The sequence below is a fragment of the Bacillus sp. 1735sda2 genome (assembly GCF_024159245.1).
In the GTDB taxonomy this organism is placed as follows: domain Bacteria; phylum Bacillota; class Bacilli; order Bacillales; family Bacillaceae; genus Bacillus; species Bacillus pumilus_O.
This window is the reverse complement of the sequence record NZ_JAMYWZ010000001.1, coordinates 2,461,328-2,481,685: the sequence shown is the minus strand read 5'-3', so window position 1 is coordinate 2,481,685 and position 20,358 is coordinate 2,461,328. Positions and strand designations below refer to the sequence as shown.

Annotated in this window: 23 protein-coding genes and 1 pseudogene; 20 read left to right on the top strand and 4 right to left on the bottom strand. The window is 41.5% G+C overall.

Features of this window, described 5'->3' with window-relative positions; genetic code table 11:
• Positions 1-35 precede the first annotated feature (35 nt).
• Both NKR21_RS12890 and NKR21_RS12885 read left to right on the top strand, forming a co-directional pair.
• Positions 36-764 (top strand): SGNH/GDSL hydrolase family protein, encoded by a 729-nt coding sequence (locus NKR21_RS12890; protein WP_253602520.1) that lies wholly within the window; start codon positions 36-38, stop codon positions 762-764.
• A 78-nt stretch (positions 765-842) separates the two neighbouring features.
• Positions 843-992, top strand: a complete 150-nt coding sequence (locus tag NKR21_RS12885; RefSeq protein WP_003217499.1) for a hypothetical protein — start codon at positions 843-845, stop codon at positions 990-992.
• Between the two features lie 135 nt (positions 993-1,127).
• Here the strand turns inward: NKR21_RS12885 and NKR21_RS12880 are convergent, their stop codons facing one another.
• Positions 1,128-1,268 carry a sporulation histidine kinase inhibitor Sda gene (locus NKR21_RS12880; protein WP_003217327.1) on the bottom strand — a complete coding sequence of 47 codons (141 nt, stop codon included), beginning with the start codon at positions 1,266-1,268 and terminating at the stop codon, positions 1,128-1,130.
• Positions 1,269-1,630: 362 nt separating this feature from the next.
• Here NKR21_RS12880 and NKR21_RS12875 point away from each other — a divergent pair, with 362 nt between their 5' ends.
• The 8 genes from NKR21_RS12875 to NKR21_RS12840 are packed head-to-tail and all read left to right on the top strand — an operon-like array spanning position 1,631 to position 6,649.
• Entirely contained in the window at positions 1,631-2,152 is a 522-nt protein-coding gene (locus tag NKR21_RS12875; RefSeq protein ID WP_034662006.1) for a YqeG family HAD IIIA-type phosphatase, read from the top strand.
• A gap of 2 nt (positions 2,153-2,154) precedes the next feature.
• On the top strand, positions 2,155-3,255 hold the full coding sequence (gene yqeH, locus NKR21_RS12870) for a ribosome biogenesis GTPase YqeH (protein WP_144455833.1): 1,101 nt from the start codon (positions 2,155-2,157) through the stop codon (positions 3,253-3,255).
• A 22-nt stretch (positions 3,256-3,277) separates the two neighbouring features.
• Positions 3,278-4,120, top strand: a complete 843-nt coding sequence (aroE, locus tag NKR21_RS12865) for a shikimate dehydrogenase (protein WP_144455835.1) — start codon at positions 3,278-3,280, stop codon at positions 4,118-4,120.
• A complete protein-coding gene (gene yhbY, locus NKR21_RS12860; RefSeq protein ID WP_012010646.1) occupies positions 4,114-4,404 on the top strand; it encodes a ribosome assembly RNA-binding protein YhbY in 291 nt (96 codons plus the stop codon). The genes aroE and yhbY overlap by 7 nt, the downstream gene beginning before the upstream one ends.
• 13 nt (positions 4,405-4,417) lie before the next feature.
• Complete coding sequence (locus NKR21_RS12855; RefSeq protein WP_012010645.1) at positions 4,418-4,987, top strand: nicotinate-nucleotide adenylyltransferase; 570 nt, start codon at positions 4,418-4,420, stop codon at positions 4,985-4,987.
• Positions 4,977-5,540, top strand: coding sequence for a bis(5'-nucleosyl)-tetraphosphatase (symmetrical) YqeK (gene yqeK, locus NKR21_RS12850; RefSeq protein ID WP_144455837.1), 564 nt, complete (start codon positions 4,977-4,979; stop codon positions 5,538-5,540). Before NKR21_RS12855 ends, yqeK begins: the two co-directional genes overlap by 11 nt.
• A gap of 12 nt (positions 5,541-5,552) precedes the next feature.
• Positions 5,553-5,909 (top strand): ribosome silencing factor, encoded by a 357-nt coding sequence (gene rsfS, locus NKR21_RS12845; RefSeq protein ID WP_003217467.1) that lies wholly within the window; start codon positions 5,553-5,555, stop codon positions 5,907-5,909.
• Complete coding sequence (locus NKR21_RS12840) at positions 5,906-6,649, top strand: class I SAM-dependent DNA methyltransferase (RefSeq protein WP_119125146.1); 744 nt, start codon at positions 5,906-5,908, stop codon at positions 6,647-6,649. The genes rsfS and NKR21_RS12840 overlap by 4 nt, the downstream gene beginning before the upstream one ends.
• A 47-nt stretch (positions 6,650-6,696) precedes the next feature.
• Here NKR21_RS12840 and comER read toward each other — a convergent pair whose 3' ends face one another.
• Complete coding sequence (gene comER / locus NKR21_RS12835) at positions 6,697-7,545, bottom strand: late competence protein ComER (RefSeq protein WP_012010642.1); 849 nt, start codon at positions 7,543-7,545, stop codon at positions 6,697-6,699.
• Positions 7,546-7,635: 90 nt separating this feature from the next.
• Between comER and NKR21_RS12830 the strand changes: the two genes are divergently transcribed.
• The 3 genes and pseudogenes from NKR21_RS12830 (at position 7,636) to NKR21_RS12820 (ending at position 11,219) form a co-directional block, all read left to right on the top strand.
• On the top strand, positions 7,636-8,265 hold the full coding sequence (locus NKR21_RS12830; protein WP_144455839.1) for a helix-hairpin-helix domain-containing protein: 630 nt from the start codon (positions 7,636-7,638) through the stop codon (positions 8,263-8,265).
• A 65-nt stretch (positions 8,266-8,330) separates the two neighbouring features.
• Positions 8,331-8,900, top strand: a complete 570-nt coding sequence (locus tag NKR21_RS12825) for a ComE operon protein 2 (protein ID WP_012010640.1) — start codon at positions 8,331-8,333, stop codon at positions 8,898-8,900.
• Positions 8,893-11,219, top strand: a pseudogene (locus NKR21_RS12820) (DNA internalization-related competence protein ComEC/Rec2). The gene NKR21_RS12825 and the pseudogene NKR21_RS12820 overlap by 8 nt, the downstream one beginning before the upstream one ends.
• 39 nt (positions 11,220-11,258) lie before the next feature.
• Here NKR21_RS12820 and NKR21_RS12815 read toward each other — a convergent pair.
• Complete coding sequence (locus tag NKR21_RS12815; RefSeq protein WP_012010638.1) at positions 11,259-11,393, bottom strand: YqzM family protein; 135 nt, start codon at positions 11,391-11,393, stop codon at positions 11,259-11,261.
• A gap of 236 nt (positions 11,394-11,629) precedes the next feature.
• On the opposite strand from NKR21_RS12815, the gene holA reads away from it, so the two are divergent.
• Entirely contained in the window at positions 11,630-12,649 is a 1,020-nt protein-coding gene (gene holA, locus NKR21_RS12810) for a DNA polymerase III subunit delta (RefSeq protein WP_144455841.1), read from the top strand.
• A gap of 134 nt (positions 12,650-12,783) precedes the next feature.
• On the opposite strand, the gene rpsT is transcribed toward holA, so the two are convergent.
• Positions 12,784-13,050 (bottom strand): 30S ribosomal protein S20, encoded by a 267-nt coding sequence (gene rpsT, locus NKR21_RS12805; protein WP_003217506.1) that lies wholly within the window; start codon positions 13,048-13,050, stop codon positions 12,784-12,786.
• A 198-nt stretch (positions 13,051-13,248) separates the two neighbouring features.
• Between rpsT and gpr the strand changes: the two genes are divergently transcribed.
• The 6 genes from gpr to hrcA all read left to right on the top strand — a co-directional run bounded on the left by gpr (position 13,249) and on the right by hrcA (position 20,326).
• A complete protein-coding gene (gpr, locus tag NKR21_RS12800) occupies positions 13,249-14,364 on the top strand; it encodes a GPR endopeptidase (RefSeq protein WP_012010636.1) in 1,116 nt (371 codons plus the stop codon).
• Between the two features lie 66 nt (positions 14,365-14,430).
• The gene (locus tag NKR21_RS12795; RefSeq protein WP_144455843.1) at positions 14,431-15,639 is read left to right on the top strand and encodes a stage II sporulation protein P; all 1,209 of its coding nucleotides are present in this window, start codon (positions 14,431-14,433) and stop codon (positions 15,637-15,639) included.
• A 14-nt stretch (positions 15,640-15,653) separates the two neighbouring features.
• Positions 15,654-15,986, top strand: a complete 333-nt coding sequence (locus NKR21_RS12790) for a YqxA family protein (protein WP_012010634.1) — start codon at positions 15,654-15,656, stop codon at positions 15,984-15,986.
• A 131-nt stretch (positions 15,987-16,117) separates the two neighbouring features.
• Positions 16,118-17,956, top strand: a complete 1,839-nt coding sequence (gene lepA / locus NKR21_RS12785; RefSeq protein ID WP_012010633.1) for a translation elongation factor 4 — start codon at positions 16,118-16,120, stop codon at positions 17,954-17,956.
• Positions 17,957-18,073: 117 nt separating this feature from the next.
• A complete protein-coding gene (gene hemW / locus NKR21_RS12780) occupies positions 18,074-19,213 on the top strand; it encodes a radical SAM family heme chaperone HemW (RefSeq protein WP_012010632.1) in 1,140 nt (379 codons plus the stop codon).
• A gap of 81 nt (positions 19,214-19,294) precedes the next feature.
• On the top strand, positions 19,295-20,326 hold the full coding sequence (gene hrcA, locus NKR21_RS12775; RefSeq protein WP_012010631.1) for a heat-inducible transcriptional repressor HrcA: 1,032 nt from the start codon (positions 19,295-19,297) through the stop codon (positions 20,324-20,326).
• The last annotated feature ends 32 nt before the right edge of the window (positions 20,327-20,358 follow it).

Genomic DNA, 20,358 nt, shown 5'->3' with positions numbered 1-20,358 from the left:
TTACTATATGAAGAGGGCTTTTGGAGGTGAATGTTGTGAAGAAATATGTTGTCCTTTTCATCCTGATTTGTGTTGCTGCTGGGTGCTCAAAGCCAGAACAAGAAAGTGTCATTGCATTTGGCGATAGCAATACAAAGGGATCAAATTGGGACTTTCGAGATTATCCAACATCTGAAAAATGGGTGAATCTCATGAAAAACGTCGAGCGCGGTCAAATTCAAGTGAAGAACGCAGGAATTGGCGGGCAGACGACTGAAGATGCGAAGCTGCGCTTTGAGAAGGATATTTTAAAGCAGAAACCAACTTACGTCCTCATCATGTTCGGGACGAATGATGCGGCGATTTTAGACGGGAAACATCCCAGAGTGACGAAAAAAAGATTTAAAGAAAACGTAACCTACTTCATTTCTGAGAGTAGAAAAGCAGGCATTACCCCGATTCTCATGACCTGTGTACCTGTTGTAGAAGGCGGAAAAAAGGGCTTGTATTATTACTCTAGGTATAAGTCATCTTATTTTGCTGAGAGAGGCGGGGCAAGAGCTTGGCAAAATTCCTATAATGACATCACGAGAGAAATAGCCAAGGATCAGCAAGTACCGCTTGTCGACAACTGGAAAGCGTTCATCCGAGAAGCTGGTGAAGATAGTGACAATGCGCTGATTCAGTCAGGTTTGATCGACCCTTCTGGCAATCATATGACGCCAAAAGGGGCAAGAATTATTTATAACGAAATCAAAGAACGTGATGTCATTAAACATTTTTAAATGATGGCCATCTGCCTAAACAAGACCATCCATTCAGCATAGTCTAACAGTATATCTTCCTAGAAGGAGGTAACTGATATGTGGGGATGCCCTTATCCTTACCCTGCGTGTTCGCCTTATCCAGCTCAAGGAGCAGGAATCGGTTACGCTTTTCTTGTTGTGTTCCTTGTGGTCATTTTGGTCGTAGGTGGAGGGTTATGGTTTTGGAATGAACAGCCTTGCAAATAAGACACCTCTTCTTTGTTGAGAAGGGGTGTTTTTTACGGAAAATAGTAGTAAGCCTATAGCGCAAGTGATATAATATCAGTCACCTGAGTTTAAAAAAGGAGAGTGCTCGGGAGGCATGGTTCTTGTGATATGGAATTAAGAGGAAACAGAGAGCATGTGCCCGAGCGAACGTCTTTTCATTTCTGTCTCAATTAATTCAATGAAGTCGCGATTTAAGTTCATTTCATTTGCTTTATAGTACGATTCTATAAGTAAATCATCTGACAGCTTTTTCATACTAGAAACCCATATGATGGGAAAAACACCTCCCCTGAAAAAGTTGGCATAAAACTTGAGGAAAAGACATATCATCATAGGTTGATCGAATGTCTCTGAAGTACCTTTAATCTACCATGAATGGGAAACAAGAACAATCGTTCTGTTATCCACATGGTGAAGTGGATAACTTGTGGGTAGAGTGTTTATAATTGAATGAAAGCGTGATGAAATATAGGTGGATAATGTGTGTAAAATTATCCACACCTGTTGAAGGTCCTCATCATATGTCGAAAACTTTTTCAATGTATTCGATAGACAGACAAATTGTGATTTGATTCGACACAATCGCTGAAAAACCAATGGAAGAAAGGGTGCAAATTGTGCTAAAGAAGTATTTCTTACCGGATGAATTTGTGAAAAGCATTTTCCACATTTCACCGCAAAAACTAAAAGAACGAAATGTAAAAGGAATTATTACCGATTTAGATAACACACTAGTAGAATGGGATCGTCCAAGTGCGACGCCCCGCTTAATTGAATGGTTTCAAGAAATGAAGGATCACGGGATACAAGTGACGATTGTATCGAACAATAATGAAAAAAGGGTCAAGCTTTTTTCTGAACCAGTTCATATCCCGTTTATTTATAAAGCGAAAAAACCGATGGGAAGAGCTTTTAATAAGGCTGTCTCCGATATGCAATTGAAAAAAGAAGATGTGGTGGTGATTGGGGATCAGCTCATGACCGATGTTCTAGGCGGGAACCGTCACGGCTTCCATACAATTTTGGTTGTCCCTGTTGCTGCTTCAGACGGATTTTTCACTAAGTTTAACAGGCAGATTGAACGCAGAATTTTAGGAGCCTTAAAGCGTAAGGGCCACATTCAGTGGGAGGAAGAGTAATAATGGAAAAGGTTGTTTGTATTGGCTGCGGTGTAGCCATTCAGACGGAAGATAAAGATCAATTAGGATATGCGCCGGCAGCATCTCTATTGAAAGAAGATGTAATCTGTCAGCGCTGTTTTAGGTTAAAGAACTACAATGAAATACAAGATGTTTCTTTAACAGAAGACGACTTTTTAAATATATTGCACAGCATCGGAGAGACAGATTCTCTGATTGTCAAGGTCGTTGATATTTTTGACTTTAACGGAAGCTGGATTAATGGGCTGAGTCGTATTGTCGGTGGTAACCCGATTTTACTTGTCGGCAACAAAGTAGATATTTTACCGAAATCCGTGAAAAAAGATCGTTTGGTTCATTGGATGAAACGGGAAGCGAAAGAAAACGGATTGAACCCGATCGATGTGTTCTTAATCAGTGCAAGCAGAGGTCAAGGCGTACCTGAGGTGATGGAAGCGATCGATCATTACCGCGAAGGAAGAAATGTCTATGTCGTCGGCTGTACGAATGTTGGTAAATCCACATTTATCAATCGAATCATCAAAGAAGTATCTGGCGAAGAGAACGTGATCACCACATCCCAATATCCAGGTACAACACTTGATGCCATTGAGATTCCGCTTGATGACGGATCTGCTCTATTTGATACACCAGGCATTATCAACCGTCATCAGATGGCGCATTATGTCAGCAAAAATGACTTGAAGATCTTAACGCCGAAAAAAGAATTAAAACCGAGAACGTTCCAATTAAACGAAGCACAAACGCTTTATTTTGGCGGGCTTGCTCGATTTGATTATGTAAAAGGCGGCAGAACATCATTTGTCTGCTATATGCCAAATGAGCTGAACATACACAGAACAAAGTTAGAAAACGCAGATGATTTATATGAAAAACATGCAGGGGAATTGCTATCACCGCCATCAAAAGAGGGGATGGAAGATTTTCCACCACTCGTTCCGCATACCTTTACCATAGATCAGCCGAAAATGGATATCGTTTTCTCAGGCTTAGGATGGATCACGGCAAATGATGCAGGTAAGCAAATCAAAGTCTATGCGCCAAAAGGCGTGCATGTGTTTTTGAGACGTTCGTTAATTTAAATGTTCAGAGGGGGGAGAGACTTTGAAACCATTATACGGAGTAATCGGTAACCCTGTTGGCCATTCAATGTCTCCGGATATTCATAATGCAGCATTAAAGGATGCTGGAATTGATGGACATTATCACGGCTTTCAAGTAGAAAATGATGACCTGAAAGATGCGATTAACGGTATGAAAGCCTTAGGGATCAGCGGCTTTAACGTCACTGTTCCGCACAAGGTAGACATCATGCAGTATCTGGACAAAATTGATGTCACAGCTGAACGCCTGCGTGCCGTCAATACGGTGCGGCTTGAAGAAGGTCAACTCGTTGGGTACAACACAGATGGAGAGGGCTTTCTTCATTCATTGCTCGAAGCCTTGGATCAGCCATTAACAGAGCTTTCATTTCTCTTAATTGGTGCTGGAGGAGCGGCAAGAGCCATTTATACGACAATCGCTGACTATGCACCGAAAAGCTTTGATATTACCAACCGCACCATTGAAAAAGCTGAGGCTTTAATTAAAAGTGCAGATGGGAACATCACTTCTAGTGCCATTACATTAAGGACGGCGGAAGAGCAGCTTGGGGAATATGATGTCATCATCCATACGACCTCAATTGGTATGCACCCGAATGTTGAAGAAACCCCGATTTCTTTAGCAAACGCAAAAAAAACAGCGGTTGTTTGTGATATTGTGTATAATCCAATAGAAACAAAGCTGCTCAGAGAAGCAGCCGGGTTAGGTTTGAAAACAGTAGATGGTGTCGGCATGTTTGTTGGACAAGCAGCTAGAGCCTTTGAACTGTGGACAGGCATCACGCCTGACGTAAGAAAAATGAAGTCAATTGTCATACAGAAATTAGGAGGAACACCATGTTAAAAGGGAAACAAAAACGTTTTTTACGTGCAAAAGCACATCATTTATCACCTATTTTTCAAGTAGGAAAAGGCGGGGTAAATGACAATATGACCAAGCAGATTTCCGAGGCGCTTGAAGTAAGAGAATTATTAAAGGTCAGCATATTACAAAACTGCGACGAGGACAAAACGGAAGTTGCGAAAGCACTTGTCAAAGGTACAAAAGCTGAACTTGTTCAAACGATCGGAAATGTGATTGTCCTTTATAAAGAATCGAAGGAAAACAAACAAATTAAGCTGCCGTAAAGGTGGATATGATATGAAAAAAATAGGATTGTTCGGCGGTACATTTGATCCTCCTCATAATGGGCATTTACTGATGGCAAATGAGGTGCGTTTTCAAGTAGGGCTTGATGAAATTTGGTTTATTCCTAATCACAAGCCCCCTCATAAAACAGACCGGAAGCGAGCAGATAGTCGTCACCGGGTGAAAATGGTGGAAGCGGCGATTGAGTCAAATCCACATTTTCGGCTGGAGCTCATTGAAATGGAGCGGGAGGGTCCATCTTATACAGTAGATACGGTGGAGCTTTTAAAGAAGCGTCATCCTGAAGATGAGTTCTTTTTTATGATTGGAGCGGACATGGTCGAGTATTTGCCAAAATGGCATCGGATTGATGATTTGCTTCAGATGATTACTTTTATTGGGATGAAAAGACCGGGTTATACCGGAAGTACGACATATTCTCTTTTGTTTGCAGATGTTCCAGCTTTTGATGTATCATCGACATTGATTAGGCAGCGAATCATGCAGGAAAAACCTGTCGATTATTTGTTACCGAAAGCTGTTGAGCGTTATATAAAGGAGCATCACTTATATGAATCGTGAAGAAGCATTGAACTGTGTCAAAGAGCAGTTAACAGAGCATAGATATACACATACACTTGGAGTTATGGAGACAGCCATTTCATTAGCGGAACGTTTCGGTGCAGATGTGAAAAAAGCAGAGATCGCCGCTATTTTTCATGATTATGCGAAATTTAGACCAAAGGATGAGATGAAGGGGATTATCCAGCAGGAACAGATGAACCCTCTATTGCTGGAATATTCGCCCGAGCTTTGGCATGCCCCGGTCGGTGCCTATTTGGTTAAAAAGGAAGCAGCTATTAACGACCAAGACATTTTAACGGCTATTGAATTTCATACATCAGGCAGACCAAACATGACATTACTTGAAAAGGTCATTTATGTCGCTGATTATATCGAACCAGGACGTCATTTTCCTGGTGTTGAAGAAGTAAGAGCGTTAGCAGAGCAAGATTTGGATAGCGCATTGATTCAGTCACTGAAAAACACGATCAGCTTTTTGCTGAAAAAGAATCAGCCAGTCTTTCCAGATACGCTCGCAACTTACAACTCACTTGTGCATAAGAACAATTAAGGAGGAATTTGGATGGATTCATCATCAATTTTAAACGTCGCAGCAGGAGCATGCGATGATAAACGGGCTGAGGATATTATTGCCCTTAATATGCAAGGGATCTCACTTGTTGCCGATTATTTTCTCATTTGTCACGGGAACTCTGATAAACAAGTGCAGGCCATAGCAAGAGAAGTAAAACATCTTGCAGAGGAAAGTGGAATTGAAGTGAAGAAGATGGAGGGCTTTGATGAAGCAAGATGGGTATTGATTGATCTTGGTGATGTCATTGCTCACGTGTTCCACAAAGAAGAAAGAGGATACTATAACCTAGAGAAGTTATGGGGAGATGCGCCGAGAGAAACGCTTTCACTTGGCATTAACTCATGATTTATCAAGGGTTTGCAGGTGTGTATGACGAGCTCATGACACATGCACCTTATGATGAATGGGTTCAGTGGATCCAGCAGAATGTCAAACCGAATGCTGCTATTATTGATGTTGGCTGTGGAACTGGAGAGATTTCTCTTCGGTTAGCTGAAAAAGGTCACGCAGTCACAGGAATTGACCTCAGTGAAGAAATGCTGGCTTTCGCGCAGCAAAAAGCACAGGCGAAAAAGCAGTCCATTCAATTTTTACATCAAGATATGAGAGAGCTGACGGGTTTTGAGCAAGTCTTTCAAGCAGCGGTTATATGCTGTGATTCCTTGAATTACTTAAAGAACGAAAATGACGTCAAAAAAACCTTTAAAAACATGTTTCAGCTTTTAGAGGCAGATGGAGTTTTACTCTTTGATGTTCATACTCCTTATAAAATGGAAGAGATATTCCCAGGTTCGACTTATGCCGATCAAGATGAAGAGATCAGCTATATTTGGCAGAGTGATAAAGGGGATGACATGTATTCAGTCATTCACGATTTAAGCTTTTTTGTAAAGGACGGAGATGTGTATCAGCGTTATGATGAGACACATGAACAGCGTACATTTCCATTTGAGACCTATGCGGCGTTCCTTGTGTCCGCTGGCTTTGAACAAATAGAAGTGACCGCTGATTTTACAAATGAAGCGCCCGGGGAATTCGCCGAAAGATATTTCATTTCAGCTAAGAAACCAAAAACCATCGTTTAATGGACGATGGTTTTTTAAAACCCTTTTTTCGCTTGTTGCAGATTGGATTAATTTCTGCGATCATCAGTAAACACACTTGGCGGGTATTGTTGCGCAACCGCTTCAAGATCTTCATCAAATTTTTCATGGGTGTTTTGAAAGAGGCGATGAAACATATCTTGAACACCTGCTTCAAGTGCTTTAATCCCTTCACCCGTGACGCCGCCTTTTACACAGACTTTGTCTTGCAGTGTCGGAAGAGTATACAGTCTTTTTTCAATCAAACGGCCAAGCCCTACTAGCATATCTTCTGATAAGGTGGTGGCTTCTTCTTTAGAAATATCTGTTTCTTCGACGGCTGCTTCAATCATTTTCTGAACGAGGAAGCTGATAAAGGCAGGACCGCAGCTGACGATATCTGACGCCGCTCTTGTAATCGAATGATGAATTTCAATAGGTGTTGAAATGCAGGAAGCTAATTGTCTTAACGCTGTTTTCGTTGCGACACTGCATGACGATCCGAATGTTAAAAGTGACGCACCTGATAAAGCGCGGTTCGTAATGCTTGGAATCAGCCTAGCTGTTTGACAAGGAACGATATCCTGAATCTGTTCAGGATGAACCGGACTTGTAATGATGACAATGGTTTGGTGCTCTGTTAAAAGAGGGCTCAGCTCTTTTAAAAGTGGATAAATATCAAGCGGTTTGACACAAACAAAGATAAAATCTTTATTCGAGACAGCTCCTGTAAGCTGTTTCGTAACTTCAAGCTCTGGGTGGTTCTTTTTTATATTGAACGCTTTTTCTATGGTCCGGTTTGTGATGGTGATGGATGAGGGATTGACTGCCTTTGATTCAATAAATGCCTCAGTAAGTATGGTACCCATGTTTCCTGTACCGATTATCCCGATATTCAAACGTTCTCCCTCCTTAGGCGCATAGGATCTGTTATCTTCTAAACAGTATGTTGTGCAATAGAAAAATATGATTGAAAGAAGCGTGAACACGTGAAGCGACTCATTCCATTGAGAAAATACAGTCTTTATATCGGAGCTGGGCTTATAAGCGCGATCATCATCACTTTCTTCCTTTTGGCAGGAAATAAGGGGAGCACCAGAGAGCCAAGTGTATTGAAGGGCGATCAAGACAAACATGTCACATTAGAAGACAAAACAGAAAAGCCCGATAATGACTCATCCTCCATTTTTGTGGAGGTCAAAGGAGCTGTGAAAAAGCCGGGTGTTTATACGTTTCAATCTGATGCACGTGTAGAAGAAGCGATTCGAAGAGCAGGAGGTTTTACTAGTAAAGCAGACACAATTGAAATTAATCAAGCAGCAAAATTAGAAGATAGTATGATGATTTATGTCCGGAAGCAGGGAGAAGCAGAGAGGCAGACACAAACAGGAGGTGCAGATGCTCCATCAGGTAATGAAAAGAGTCAAAGTGTCAACGTGAATCAGGCTGATGCAGCAGAATTGCAAACCATTAATGGAATAGGGCCAGCTAAAGCAGAAGCTATCATTACGTACAGAGAGGAACACGGAGAATTTCAACAAATTGAAGATTTACGGAACATTTCAGGTTTTGGGGAGAAGACCATTGAACGGCTGAAAAATGAATTGACCGTTAAGTAGAATTGACGGTATAGAAGGAAGGCATGTACACTTAATACCAACCATCATTCTGGAGGGATCAGCTCGTGGAAAGAATTTCATGGAATCAATATTTTATGGCACAAAGCCATTTACTTGCTTTACGAAGCACCTGTGAGCGGTTAGCTGTTGGGGCGACCATCGTCAGAGACAAGCGTATCATTGCAGGGGGATATAATGGCTCAATTGCTGGTGATGTCCATTGTGCAGATGTGGGATGCTATGTCATTGATCATCACTGCGTTCGCACCATCCATGCGGAAATGAACGCTATTTTACAATGTGCCAAATTTGGTGCACCTACAGCCGATGCTGAAATATATGTCACGCATTTTCCTTGTTTGCAGTGCTGTAAAGCTATTATCCAAGCAGGCATTCGAACCGTATACTATGCAAAGGATTATAAAAATCACCCCTACGCCATTGATTTATTTGAGCAAGCAGGTGTTCAAACGGAACAAGTCGAACTCGATGAAATGATCATCGACTTGAAAAATCAAGAAAAATTAGCCTTTGTTGCAGATTTAATTGGTAAGCTAAGTGAATCAGGACTTAATGAAAAAGAAATTCGCGATATGCACGAGAAGGCGAACCAATTATTTACGTCCTATGTTTAATTATTTGCCGTTTGGGGCAATTTCAGCAGCTGTTGGAATTGCTCTAGCTGCATATCATCTTCATATGTATTTCCTTCTCTTTCTTCTCATTATCTTACTTCTCAGCCTACTAAAAAAAATCCCCAAACTCTTTCTCGTGGTCAGCCTATGTGGAGCTGTCTATACCCTTATTTTTATGGTTCATGAGTTTTTTGAAACAATCAACCTGTTCAAGAAAAATTCTTTTCCGGCTCCGTTGTGATTGAAAGTATTCCGAAAACAGATGGCAATCGATTTTCAGCAACTGTGTCTACAAGTGATGAACGACTAGCGGCTTTCTATACCATTCAAACAGAGCGTGAAAAAGAGGCACTAAAAGACGTAGAGCCAGGTATGAGCTGTCATATGACAGGTGAAGTTCGGCCGCCTAAACACGCAACCATTTCTAACGGGTTTCATTATGATCAATTTCTAAAATCAAAAGGCATTCATGCCATTTTCTTACCACAGTCAATCAAAGACTGTACAAAAAATGATCGTCCTTCCTATTATCTTCAAAAGATGAGGCAAAAGGGTTTAAGATTCTTAGAAGATCATGTGCCGAAAAACTCTGTAGGGATTGTACAAGCTCTCATTTTTGGAGACCGTGACTTAATTGATCCTGACACACTAAGAGACTATCAAATGCTCGGCATTATTCATCTGTTAGCGATCTCAGGACTGCATGTGCAAACGCTTCTTGCCTGTTTATTTTGGTGTCTCCTTCGTGCTGGTGTGACAAGAGAGACAGCGCGTCTTCTTCTATTATGCTTTCTTCCTGTTTATGCCTGTTTGACAGGTGCTGCACCATCAGTTTTAAGAGCTTGCCTCATGGCAGGAATCTATTTAGTGATGACAAGCCTGCCAAAAGAAATGAAACAGCCTTCTGCTGTCGTATTAAGCGCAACGTTTTTATTCTTATTAGCGATTCATCCTCTATATCTATTTGATATCGGATTTCAGCTTTCATTCGTGGTAACGTTTTTTATTTTGTTATCAACCAGTATCTTATCACAAGCGAAAAGTGCAGTGATGCAGTTATTCCTGATCTCTTTTATTGCACAACTTGCCTCGCTTCCTGTTCTTTTATATCATTTTCAACAATTTTCTTTGCTGAGCATCCCATTGAATATGATATTTGTCCCTTTTTATACAACAGTTGTCCTGCCTCTGTCCTTACTCTTTTTTCTTTTGTCTATCATGTATCTTCCGCTTGGACAAGCGTTGTTCCAACTGCTTGATTCGGTCATCCAGCTAGGTCATCAGTTGTCAGCACATATGGCAGTTTTTGATGGGTTCAATTTGATTTTTATGAAATCGACTTGGTGGCATATTCTTCTTGAAGTGAGCGCCATTGTTTTTCTGCTATTTAGGGTGGAGTGCAATAGTTCCATGAAATCTTATATCGTGCCGATTCTGTTACTTATTGGTGTCTTGAGTGTGCACTATTTCACCCCGAATTTTCTTCAAAAAGGAGAGGTCACGATGCTGGATGTAGGACAAGGGGATAGTTTGTTTATTCAGCTCCCTTACCGAAAGGGACATCTACTTGTGGACACAGGTGGCAGACTTTCTTTTGATGATGAACCATGGAAAAAAAGACGTAAAGTGTCTACGATCGGTGATCAAACGCTAATTCCGTTTTTGCATTCAAAAGGTATAGCGAAACTTGATGTGCTGATTCTCACGCATGCAGACCAAGACCACATGGGAGAAGCGATTCGTTTAATCAAGCGAAAGAAAGTAAAGCGGCTGGCTATACCAAAAGGTTTTGCCCGAAATCCAGAGGATGAAAAACTGCTAAAAGAAGCAGCTGAAAAAGGGATCATGATTGATGAATTAGAAAGAGGAGACCAGCTCCAAGTTGGAGAGCACATATTTGAGGTTCTTCACCCTTCGCAAGACATGGTGACAAGTAAGAACAATGATTCACTTGTTCTATCATTTACTCTTGGCGGGAAACGGTTCCTATTCACTGGAGATCTTGAACATGAAGGAGAACGAGACATTATAGAAGCTTATCCTCACCTGCGAGCAGATGTCTTAAAGGTTGGGCATCATGGGAGCAAAGGGTCAACAAGTGATGAGTGGCTTCAGCATCTGAAGCCGTCGATCGCGCTCATTTCGGCTGGTGAACGGAATCGTTATCAGCATCCTCATCAGGACGTCTTGAAAAAACTAAAGGATCATCAAACGAAGGTATATCGCACAGACCGAGACGGGAGTGTGACCTTTGAATTTATTGAGCAGAAAGGAACGTTTTACACACATCCTCCATATGATATCTTACAAAATCAATAAAAAAACTGCCAAAAAGGCAGTCATGTAGCATTCATGAAGTTAAGATCCAACGAGGTGTATAATAGTTGCCAAAATAAACATTGAGGCGAAAAATCCGAATGTGACGATAAAACCAACGGCTGAGTCGGTCACATCATTCCGCTTGCTTTGAACATTTTTTTCAAATTCATTCATTTTCATCCCTCCTGGCTAATTTTAGTATACTTGAACTCATTTGGAATTGCTAGAAGGTAAAGTAACCGTTTTCCATTTTCATGATCATTTTATGAATATCGTCTGAAGTAAGCTGACCCGGGAGCTTGCACCAGACGTTTACTATAAATGAGGAGGCGGTACTTTCAGCTTCCTCTTTACTAATGTCTTCACACACTTTAGGATAGAGGAGGAAGTGAAAGAGAGGGATTCAATTTATGGTCTTTGAGGTTTGGAACAATTTAAAAAGAGGGGATATCCATCCCGTTTATTGCTTATATGGAAAAGAAACGTATTTACTGCAAGAAACAGCAGCTAAATTAAGACAAGCTGTAGTAGATGAGGAGACAAAGGATTTTAATTACTCCGTTTTTGATATGGAAGAGGTACCGCTTGAACAGGCTGTGACAGATGCAGAGACCTTTCCGTTCATGGGAGAAAGGCGTCTCGTTGTGATCAAGAACCCTTATTTTCTTACAGCGGAAAAGAAAAAGGAGAAGATCGAGCATGAGCTTTCTCTGTTAGAAGCTTATTTAGAAAAGCCGGCGCCTTATACCATTCTTGTCTTATTAGCACCATATGAAAAGCTGGATGAACGGAAGAAAATCACTAAATTGCTAAAAAAGAAAGCGGCTATGGTTGAGGCAAAAGAGTTAAACCCAAAAGAAACAACGGATTTCACCATTACACTGGTGAAAACAGAAGGAAAGTCGATTTTCTCTGAAGCGGCTGAGCAGCTTGTCATGCTGTGTGGCGGAAGTCTATCTTCGTTGTTTCAAGAGGTCAGGAAGCTGAGTACATATATCGGAGAGCGAGAAGAAATTGAATTAGTGGATGTCAATCAACTCGTTGCAAGAAGTTTAGAGCAGAATATTTTTGAATTAATTAACCAAATTGTCAACAGACGCCGCTCTCAGGCCATGCAGATGTTTTATGACTTGCTGAAACAAAATGAGGAACCCATTAAAATATTGGCACTCATATCTACTCAATTTCGTTTGATTTTGCAGACGAAGTATTTCGCTCAGCAAGGATATGGACAAAAACAAATTGCTTCAAATCTAAAAGTCCACCCATTCCGCGTTAAACTTGCTATGGATCAGGCAAGGTTGTTTTCAGAAGAAGAGCTCAAGCAGATTGTCAAAGAGCTATCAACGATCGATTATGAAATGAAAACCGGTAAAAAGGACAAGCAGCTATTGCTAGAATTGTTTCTGCTTCGCCTATTAGGCGCTTGAACATAAAAAAACGACCTTCTAAAAAGAAGGTCATTTTTGTTTAGATGTATAATTGCCAGTCTGTCCTAATGGCTGGGCCGGTCAGGACGGACGTACAGTTAAACAATTGCCTCATTACTGAGGCGTTGCAAGCATTATGCAGAAAGTCCGTTTACTTGTTTAGCAAGTCTTGACTTGTAACGCGCAGCTGCGTTTTTGTGTACAAGACCAGTTTTAACGGCTTTGTCAATGCGTTTTGCAGCAGAAGAAAGAGCAGCTTTTGCTTGCTCAGCATCGTTGTTAGCTACAGAAACTTCAACTTGTTTAATCGCAGTACGCATCGCAGACTTGATTGTCACGTTGTGTGCACGGCGTTCGTTATTCGTTTTTGTACGTTTGATCGCTGATTTAATATTTGGCATGTGTTTCACCTCCTAAGATACAACCTAAACACAATTGTCTTAAGGTTAAATCTTCACAATAGAACAAGTTGTATTCTATCAAACACACCTTTAGATTGCAATATAAATGTAAAGTATTTTTCATTGATGAAGCGCTCGAATGTTTCTTTCAAGAGATGGAAAGACTACTGTTAATTACTTGGTGGAAGGAGTCTTTTTATGGAGAAACAGAAACTTGATTTAAGTGCTTATCAAATTCGGACAGACTTGGCTGTTGAGACAAAAGAGATACTAGAACAAGAGAACGATCCGAATGTCATTACAAAGGACGGAATTCAAGGGATTGTCGAAAAGGAAAAAGAGGAGCACGGCATTCGTATACGCACGGTGGAGATCACGAAAGAAGGGGAGGCGCTGACCAGCAAAAAGGCAGGAACATACTTAACACTTGAGGCTCAGGGTATTCGGGAGAAAGATTCTGAGATGCAGGAAAAAGTGGTCGAAGTTTTTGCCCATCATTTTGCTCAGTTTTTAAAAGATCGTGGTATTCAGACTGATGCAAGCTGTCTTGTAGTAGGGCTAGGAAACTGGAATGTCACCCCAGATGCGCTAGGTCCGCTCACAGTTGAAAGTCTGCTTGTGACCCGGCATCTTTTTGAATTGCAGCCGGAAAATGTACAGGAAGGCTACCGCCCAGTGTCCTCTTTATCACCGGGAGTGATGGGACTAACCGGCATTGAAACAAGCGACATAATTCAAGGTGTCATCGAGAGATCCAAACCCGATTTTGTCATTGCAATCGATGCCCTTGCTGCTCGTGCAGTAGAAAGAGTGAATACGACGATTCAAATCTCTGACACAGGGATCCATCCTGGTTCAGGTGTAGGGAATAAACGAAAAGAATTAAGCAAAGAAACGTTGGGTATTCCAGTGATTGCGATTGGTGTTCCGACAGTCGTAGACGCAGTCACCATTGCAAGTGACACAATTGATTATGTCTTAAAGCATTTTGGTAGAGAACTGAAAGATGACCGGCCATCCCGCTCTCTCGTGCCGGCTGGTTTGACGTTTGGGAAGAAAAAAGTGCTAAACGAAGAAGACTTACCAGATGAGGAAACGCGTCAATCATTCTTAGGTATCGTAGGAACTCTTCCAGAAGAAGAGAAACGACAGCTGATCCATGAAGTGCTTGCGCCACTAGGGCAAAATCTCATGGTTACACCTAAGGAAGTGGATACATTCATTGATGATATGGCAAACGTGCTCGCCAATGGTTTAAACACAGCGCTTCATCAAAAAATCTCTCAAGATAACATGGGTTCTTATAATCATTAATCAGTTCTACTTTCTCTAGCTCGCTCATAGTGTAATTACTAGAAAGCGTGCTGGAGGGAGTAAATCATGAAAAAAAGACCCCGCCGTCCTCGACAGTTGGTCGTTGCGATTAATGGAACAAAAGTAGTCAAAAGTATTTTCTTATTTATAGCCTCGCTTGTTGTAGTGTTTGTGATGTCAGGAGCGTTGACATCTTTAAAGCCGGAGCTAAGACCACAAGCCTCTCTATATGGTGTAGCAGATGAGCTTTCCGGGGCGTTTTTCGCCACATTAATGGGCATGGAAAACCAATATTTTGCCTCAGCCGTCCCGAAAGATCAAAAGGGGTTTCATTTGTCTGGACTGTCACTGAAGCTTGCGACTAGTATCAATTTAGAAGACCCGCGTAGTTTTCTAGGGAGAGAACTCCCAGGCTTTGAACATTTTGATACAAAAATTATCTTAGCGGGTGAAGGAACAGATTATACCAACATGCCAATGGAATCGCCGCCGCCAAGTGAAGTCATCCAAGATGAAAAAGAAGCAAACTTGGCAGAACTGGACAAGCTCGACAAAGATGTGCCGAAAAAGCCTGCGAAAGAGCCGGATCGGTCGACAGGAAAACGAAAAGCTGTGTACATTTACCACACACATAATACGGAATCATATTTACCATTTTTAAAAGGAGAAACGAATCCAAACAATGCACGGCACTCTAAAGTGAATGTCACCCTTGTCGGCGACATGTTCGGAAAGGCGCTTGATCAGCAAGGTATCGGGAATACGGTCGACAGAACAGAAGTTGAAAAACGGCTTCTGCAAAAAGGGTTAAAGTATCCTCAGTCTTATAATGAATCAAGACTGGTCGTAAAAGAAGCCTTAGCGAAAAATGATGACCTCGAATATTTAATCGATATCCACCGTGATTCGAGAAGAAAGAAGGACACTACTGCCGAGATCAAAGGGGAAAAATACGCGAGAATTGCGTTTGTTGTGGGAAAGAAGAATCAAAGCTATGAGAAAAACCTCAAGCTTGCGACGGAGTTTCACCATTTGATGGAGAAAAAATATAAAGGACTCAGTGTCGGTGTGTTTGCCAAAGGCGAAATTGGTGATAATGGAATTTATAATCAAGATTTATCCGACAAAGCCCTTCTTTTAGAATTTGGCGGAGTGGATAATAATATGGAAGAATTGAAAAATGCATCCAATGCAGCAGCTGATGTCTTCAGCGACATTTTCTGGGATGCGGAAAAAGTAAACGGCAAATCAAAGGATGAGAAAAAACGCTCTTAAGGTGGTGACGGTGCATGGGATCATTTATTGGAAAGACCATTATTTTAGGACTAGTCTTGCTATTTGGCGTCTTTTTAGGAATGCAGCAAGCAAATAATGGCATGTTGCAAATGAAGGGTTACCATGACCCGCAATTAAAAGGGGCTTTCTCCATCCAAATGAACGAAGAAGAAGAACGAGAAGCCTCTATTTTAGGAACAGCTGTTACAGAAAAGGATCTTGCCGAAAAACAAAAGCAACTTGAGGAAATAGAGAGCTTTAATGCCTTCTCCAAGGCAGGTAAGGCGTTGTCTGATGGCATGACACATGCAGCTCGTTCTCTTTACGATTGGGTAAATGGGAAATAAACAAATCAACATCGTATGACTAAAGCCGCTAATCAATGAGCGGCTTTTCTTGATTTCGATTGAATCTTTACAGCCCTATTGATATAATCTAACCTAGCGCAACCCGCGTTTTATAGTAGGAGTGATAGATTGTGACAGATAAAGAAAAACGATTAGAACGGCAATCAAGAATTCGAAATTTCTCCATTATCGCCCATATTGACCACGGGAAATCAACATTGGCCGACCGTATTTTAGAAAAAACAGCGGCGATTACACAGCGAGAAATGAAAGAACAATTACTTGATTCCATGGACTTAGAGCGTGAACGCGGCATAACGATTAAATTAAACTCTGTCCAGCTGAAATATAAGGCGAAGGATGGAGAAGAATATATTATGCACCTGATTGATACACCAGGGCATGTCGACTTCACCTATGAGGTTTCTCGAAGCCTTGCTGCCTGTGAAGGTGCAATTCTCGTAGTAGATGCAGCACAAGGAATTGAAGCACAGACACTTGCAAACGTTTATTTAGCTCTTGATAATAACTTAGAAATTCTTCCGATTATCAATAAAATCGATCTGCCAAGTGCAGAGCCTGAGCGTGTAAGAGGAGAAATTGAAGATGTCATCGGGTTGGATGCGTCTGAAGCTGTTCTCACCTCGGCTAAGGCGGGTATTGGGATCGAAGATATTTTAGAACAAATCGTCGAAAAGGTACCAGCACCTGCTGGAGACCCAGAAGCACCGCTTCAAGCTCTTATATTTGATTCTCTTTACGATGCGTATCGCGGCGTTATTGCGTACATACGAATTGTGGAAGGAACCGTCAAACCAGGTCAGAAAATCAAAATGATGGCGACGGGCAAAGAATTTGAAGTACTTGAAGTCGGCGTATTCACACCAAAAGCCATGCCGACAGACGAACTCACTGTTGGAGATGTTGGCTACTTAACAGCAGCAATTAAAAATGTCGGCGATACACGTGTGGGGGATACGATCACAAGTGCGGTGAACCCAGCACAAGAAGCACTGCCAGGATACAGAAAGCTGAATCCGATGGTTTACTGCGGTCTTTATCCGATTGACACAGCGAAATATAACGACTTACGTGAAGCGCTAGAAAAGCTTGAATTAAATGATTCTTCACTTCAATATGAGGCAGAGACATCCCAAGCACTTGGCTTCGGTTTCCGCTGCGGCTTTCTTGGAATGCTTCATATGGAAATCATCCAAGAACGGATTGAACGTGAATTTAAAATTGATCTTATTACGACAGCGCCAAGTGTTATTTACGATGTGTATATGACAGATGGAGAAAAAATCGTCGTAGATAACCCGTCCAATTTGCCTGATCCGCAAAAGATTGAACGAATTGAAGAACCATACGTGAAAGCAACAATGATGGTGCCGAATGATTATGTAGGCTCTGTCATGGAGCTTTGCCAAGGAAAGCGCGGACATTTCATTGATATGCAGTATCTTGATGCGAACCGCGTGAGCATTGTTTATGAAATTCCTTTGGCTGAGATCGTATACGAATTCTTTGATCAATTAAAGTCCAACACAAAAGGCTATGCGTCCTTTGATTATGAGCTGATTGGCTACCGTCCATCGACGCTAGTGAAAATGGACATCATGCTGAATGGCGAAAAAATAGATGCCCTTTCCTTTATTGTTCACCGCGATTACGCCTATGAACGAGGCAAAATCATCGTAGATAAGCTAAAAGAACTCATTCCACGCCAGCACTTTGAAGTACCAATTCAAGCGGCGATTGGACAAAAAATCGTGGCTCGCTCTACCATTAAAGCGATGCGTAAAAACGTACTTGCTAAATGTTATGGCGGAGACATTTCCCGAAAAAGAAAGCTTCTTGAGAAGCAAAAAGAAGGGAAAAAGCGCATGAAACAAGTGGGCTCTGTTGAAGTCCCGCAAGAAGCATTTATGGCTGTGCTGAAGATGGACGACAGCACACCGAAAAAATAACATCCTCCTCAAGGCAACCTGCTTTACAATGTCAGCCTTGGCGTTTATAGTCGAAAACAAACAAAGGTGCCGCAGCGATAAACTGCGGCTCTTTACCTGTAAAGAAGGTGTCATCAAATGAAAGCAGCATACATTCACATTCCATTTTGTGAGCACATTTGCCACTATTGTGATTTCAATAAATTTTTCATTAAAACGCAGCCAGTCGATGAATACTTAGCGGCTCTTGAAAAAGAGATGCAGCACACGATTGAGCAAAAGGGTGAGCAAGAACTAAAGACGATCTTTATTGGCGGGGGGACTCCAACATCATTGACCGTCAGCCAGCTAGATCAGCTCATGAACAGCATCCACCGTGTGTTAAAACCGTCAAAAAACCTGGTTGAATTTGCAGTGGAAGCAAACCCAGATGAATTATCACTCGAGAAGTTGCATGTGTTAAAAGAAGCCGGTGTCAATCGGTTAAGCTTTGGCGTCCAAACCTTTGAAGATGATCTACTCAAAAAAATCGGACGAGTTCATCAAAAGAAAGATGTTCTCACGTCTTTCGAGCGAGCAAGAGATGTCGGATTTGACAACATTAGCCTTGACCTCATGTTTGGCTTGCCGCATCAAGAAAAGCATCATGTCATGAATTCACTTGAGACAGCTTTCTCATTAGGAGCAGAGCATTATTCTGTCTACTCACTGATTGTGGAGCCGAAAACGGTGTTTTACAACTTAATGCAAAAAGGAAAACTACATTTACCACCGCAAGAACGTGAGGCTGAAATGTATGAGCTTGTGATGGATGAAATGGAGCGCCACGGATTACATCAATACGAGATCAGCAATTACGCCAAACCTGGATTTGAAAGCCAGCATAACCTGACCTATTGGAGCAATGAAGACTATTTCGGTTTTGGTGCAGGGGCACACGGGTATGTAGATGGCATCCGAAATGTGAACGCAGGACCAGTAAAGCATTACTTGGAACTGATTGAGCAAACTGGGTTCCCGCATAAAGAAACTCATCAAGTCACAAAAGCAGAACAGATAGAAGAAGAAATGTTTTTAGGCCTTCGAAAAATTGAAGGGGTGAAAAGTGCCGGCTTCCAAGCCAAATATGGTGCTTCACCAGAGGCTCTTTTTCCCTCGGTTCTTGAAGAATTAGAAGAAAAAGGTCTCATTGTAAAAGATGATATTGGCATTCGTTTAACAAGAAAAGGAAAATTGTTAGGAAATGAAGTATTTCAAGCGTTTCTCGGTGAGTTATAATTGACATTTTAATTTGAGTTTGGTAATTTTGTTTATACAATTAGCACTCGTTGAAAGAGAGTGCTAACAGGGGTGATGATGATGTTAACAAATCGTCAGCTTTTGATTCTGCAAGTCATCATTAATGACTTTATTCGTTCGGCGCAGCCAGTTGGGTCAAGGACTCTTTCCAAAAAAGAGGACATCACATTCAGCTCTGCGACGATTAGAAACGAAATGGCTGATTTGGAGGAACTTGGTTTTATCGAAAAGACCCATTCTTCATCAGGAAGAATTCCTTCAGAAAAAGGATATCGTTATTATGTAGATCATTTGCTCTCTCCGCGAAAACTGTCGTCTAACGAGCTTGTGCTCATCCAGTCGGCTTTTCAGGAGAAAATTTTTGAGCTTGAAAAAACAGTTCAAAAATCGGCGGAAATTTTATCAGATCTCACAAACTATACATCGATCGTGCTTGGTCCAAAGCTGAGTGAAAATCGATTAAAGCAAATTCAGCTTGTCCCCGTTCAGCCAAACAAAGCAGTCGCGATCATGATTACAGACAGCGGACATGTTGAAAACAAAACCATTACCTTCTCTGAGCATCTCGATGTCTCCGATATTGAGAAGCTGATGAATATTTTGAATAGCCGCTTAGCTGGCGTTCCGATGGACCAGTTGAAGGACAGGATGTATAAAGAAGTGGTCATGCTTTTGCGCACACATTTAAAAGATTATGATCACATTTTAGATGCGCTCGGCAACACATTTACATCAACACAAAATGAATCAAAACTTTTCTTTGGCGGGAAGATTAATATGTTGAATCAGCCTGAATTTCATGACATCGACCGTATTCGCTCACTCATGATGCTGATTGAGCAAAAGAATGATGTCATGCAGCTGTTTCATCCAAATCAGCAAGGTATCACCATTAAAATCGGTTCAGAAAACAACTTGGAAGCAATGGAGAACTGCAGTTTGATCACAGCGACTTATTCGATTGATCAAAAATCACTCGGCTCCATTGCCGTCATCGGACCAACCCGCATGGATTACGGGCGAGTCGTTAGTCTTTTGCATCATGTATCAAAAGACTTGTCAAACGCACTTTCCAATTTGTATGATGAGTAGGGTGATAAAAGATTGGGGCTCAGCCCCTTCGT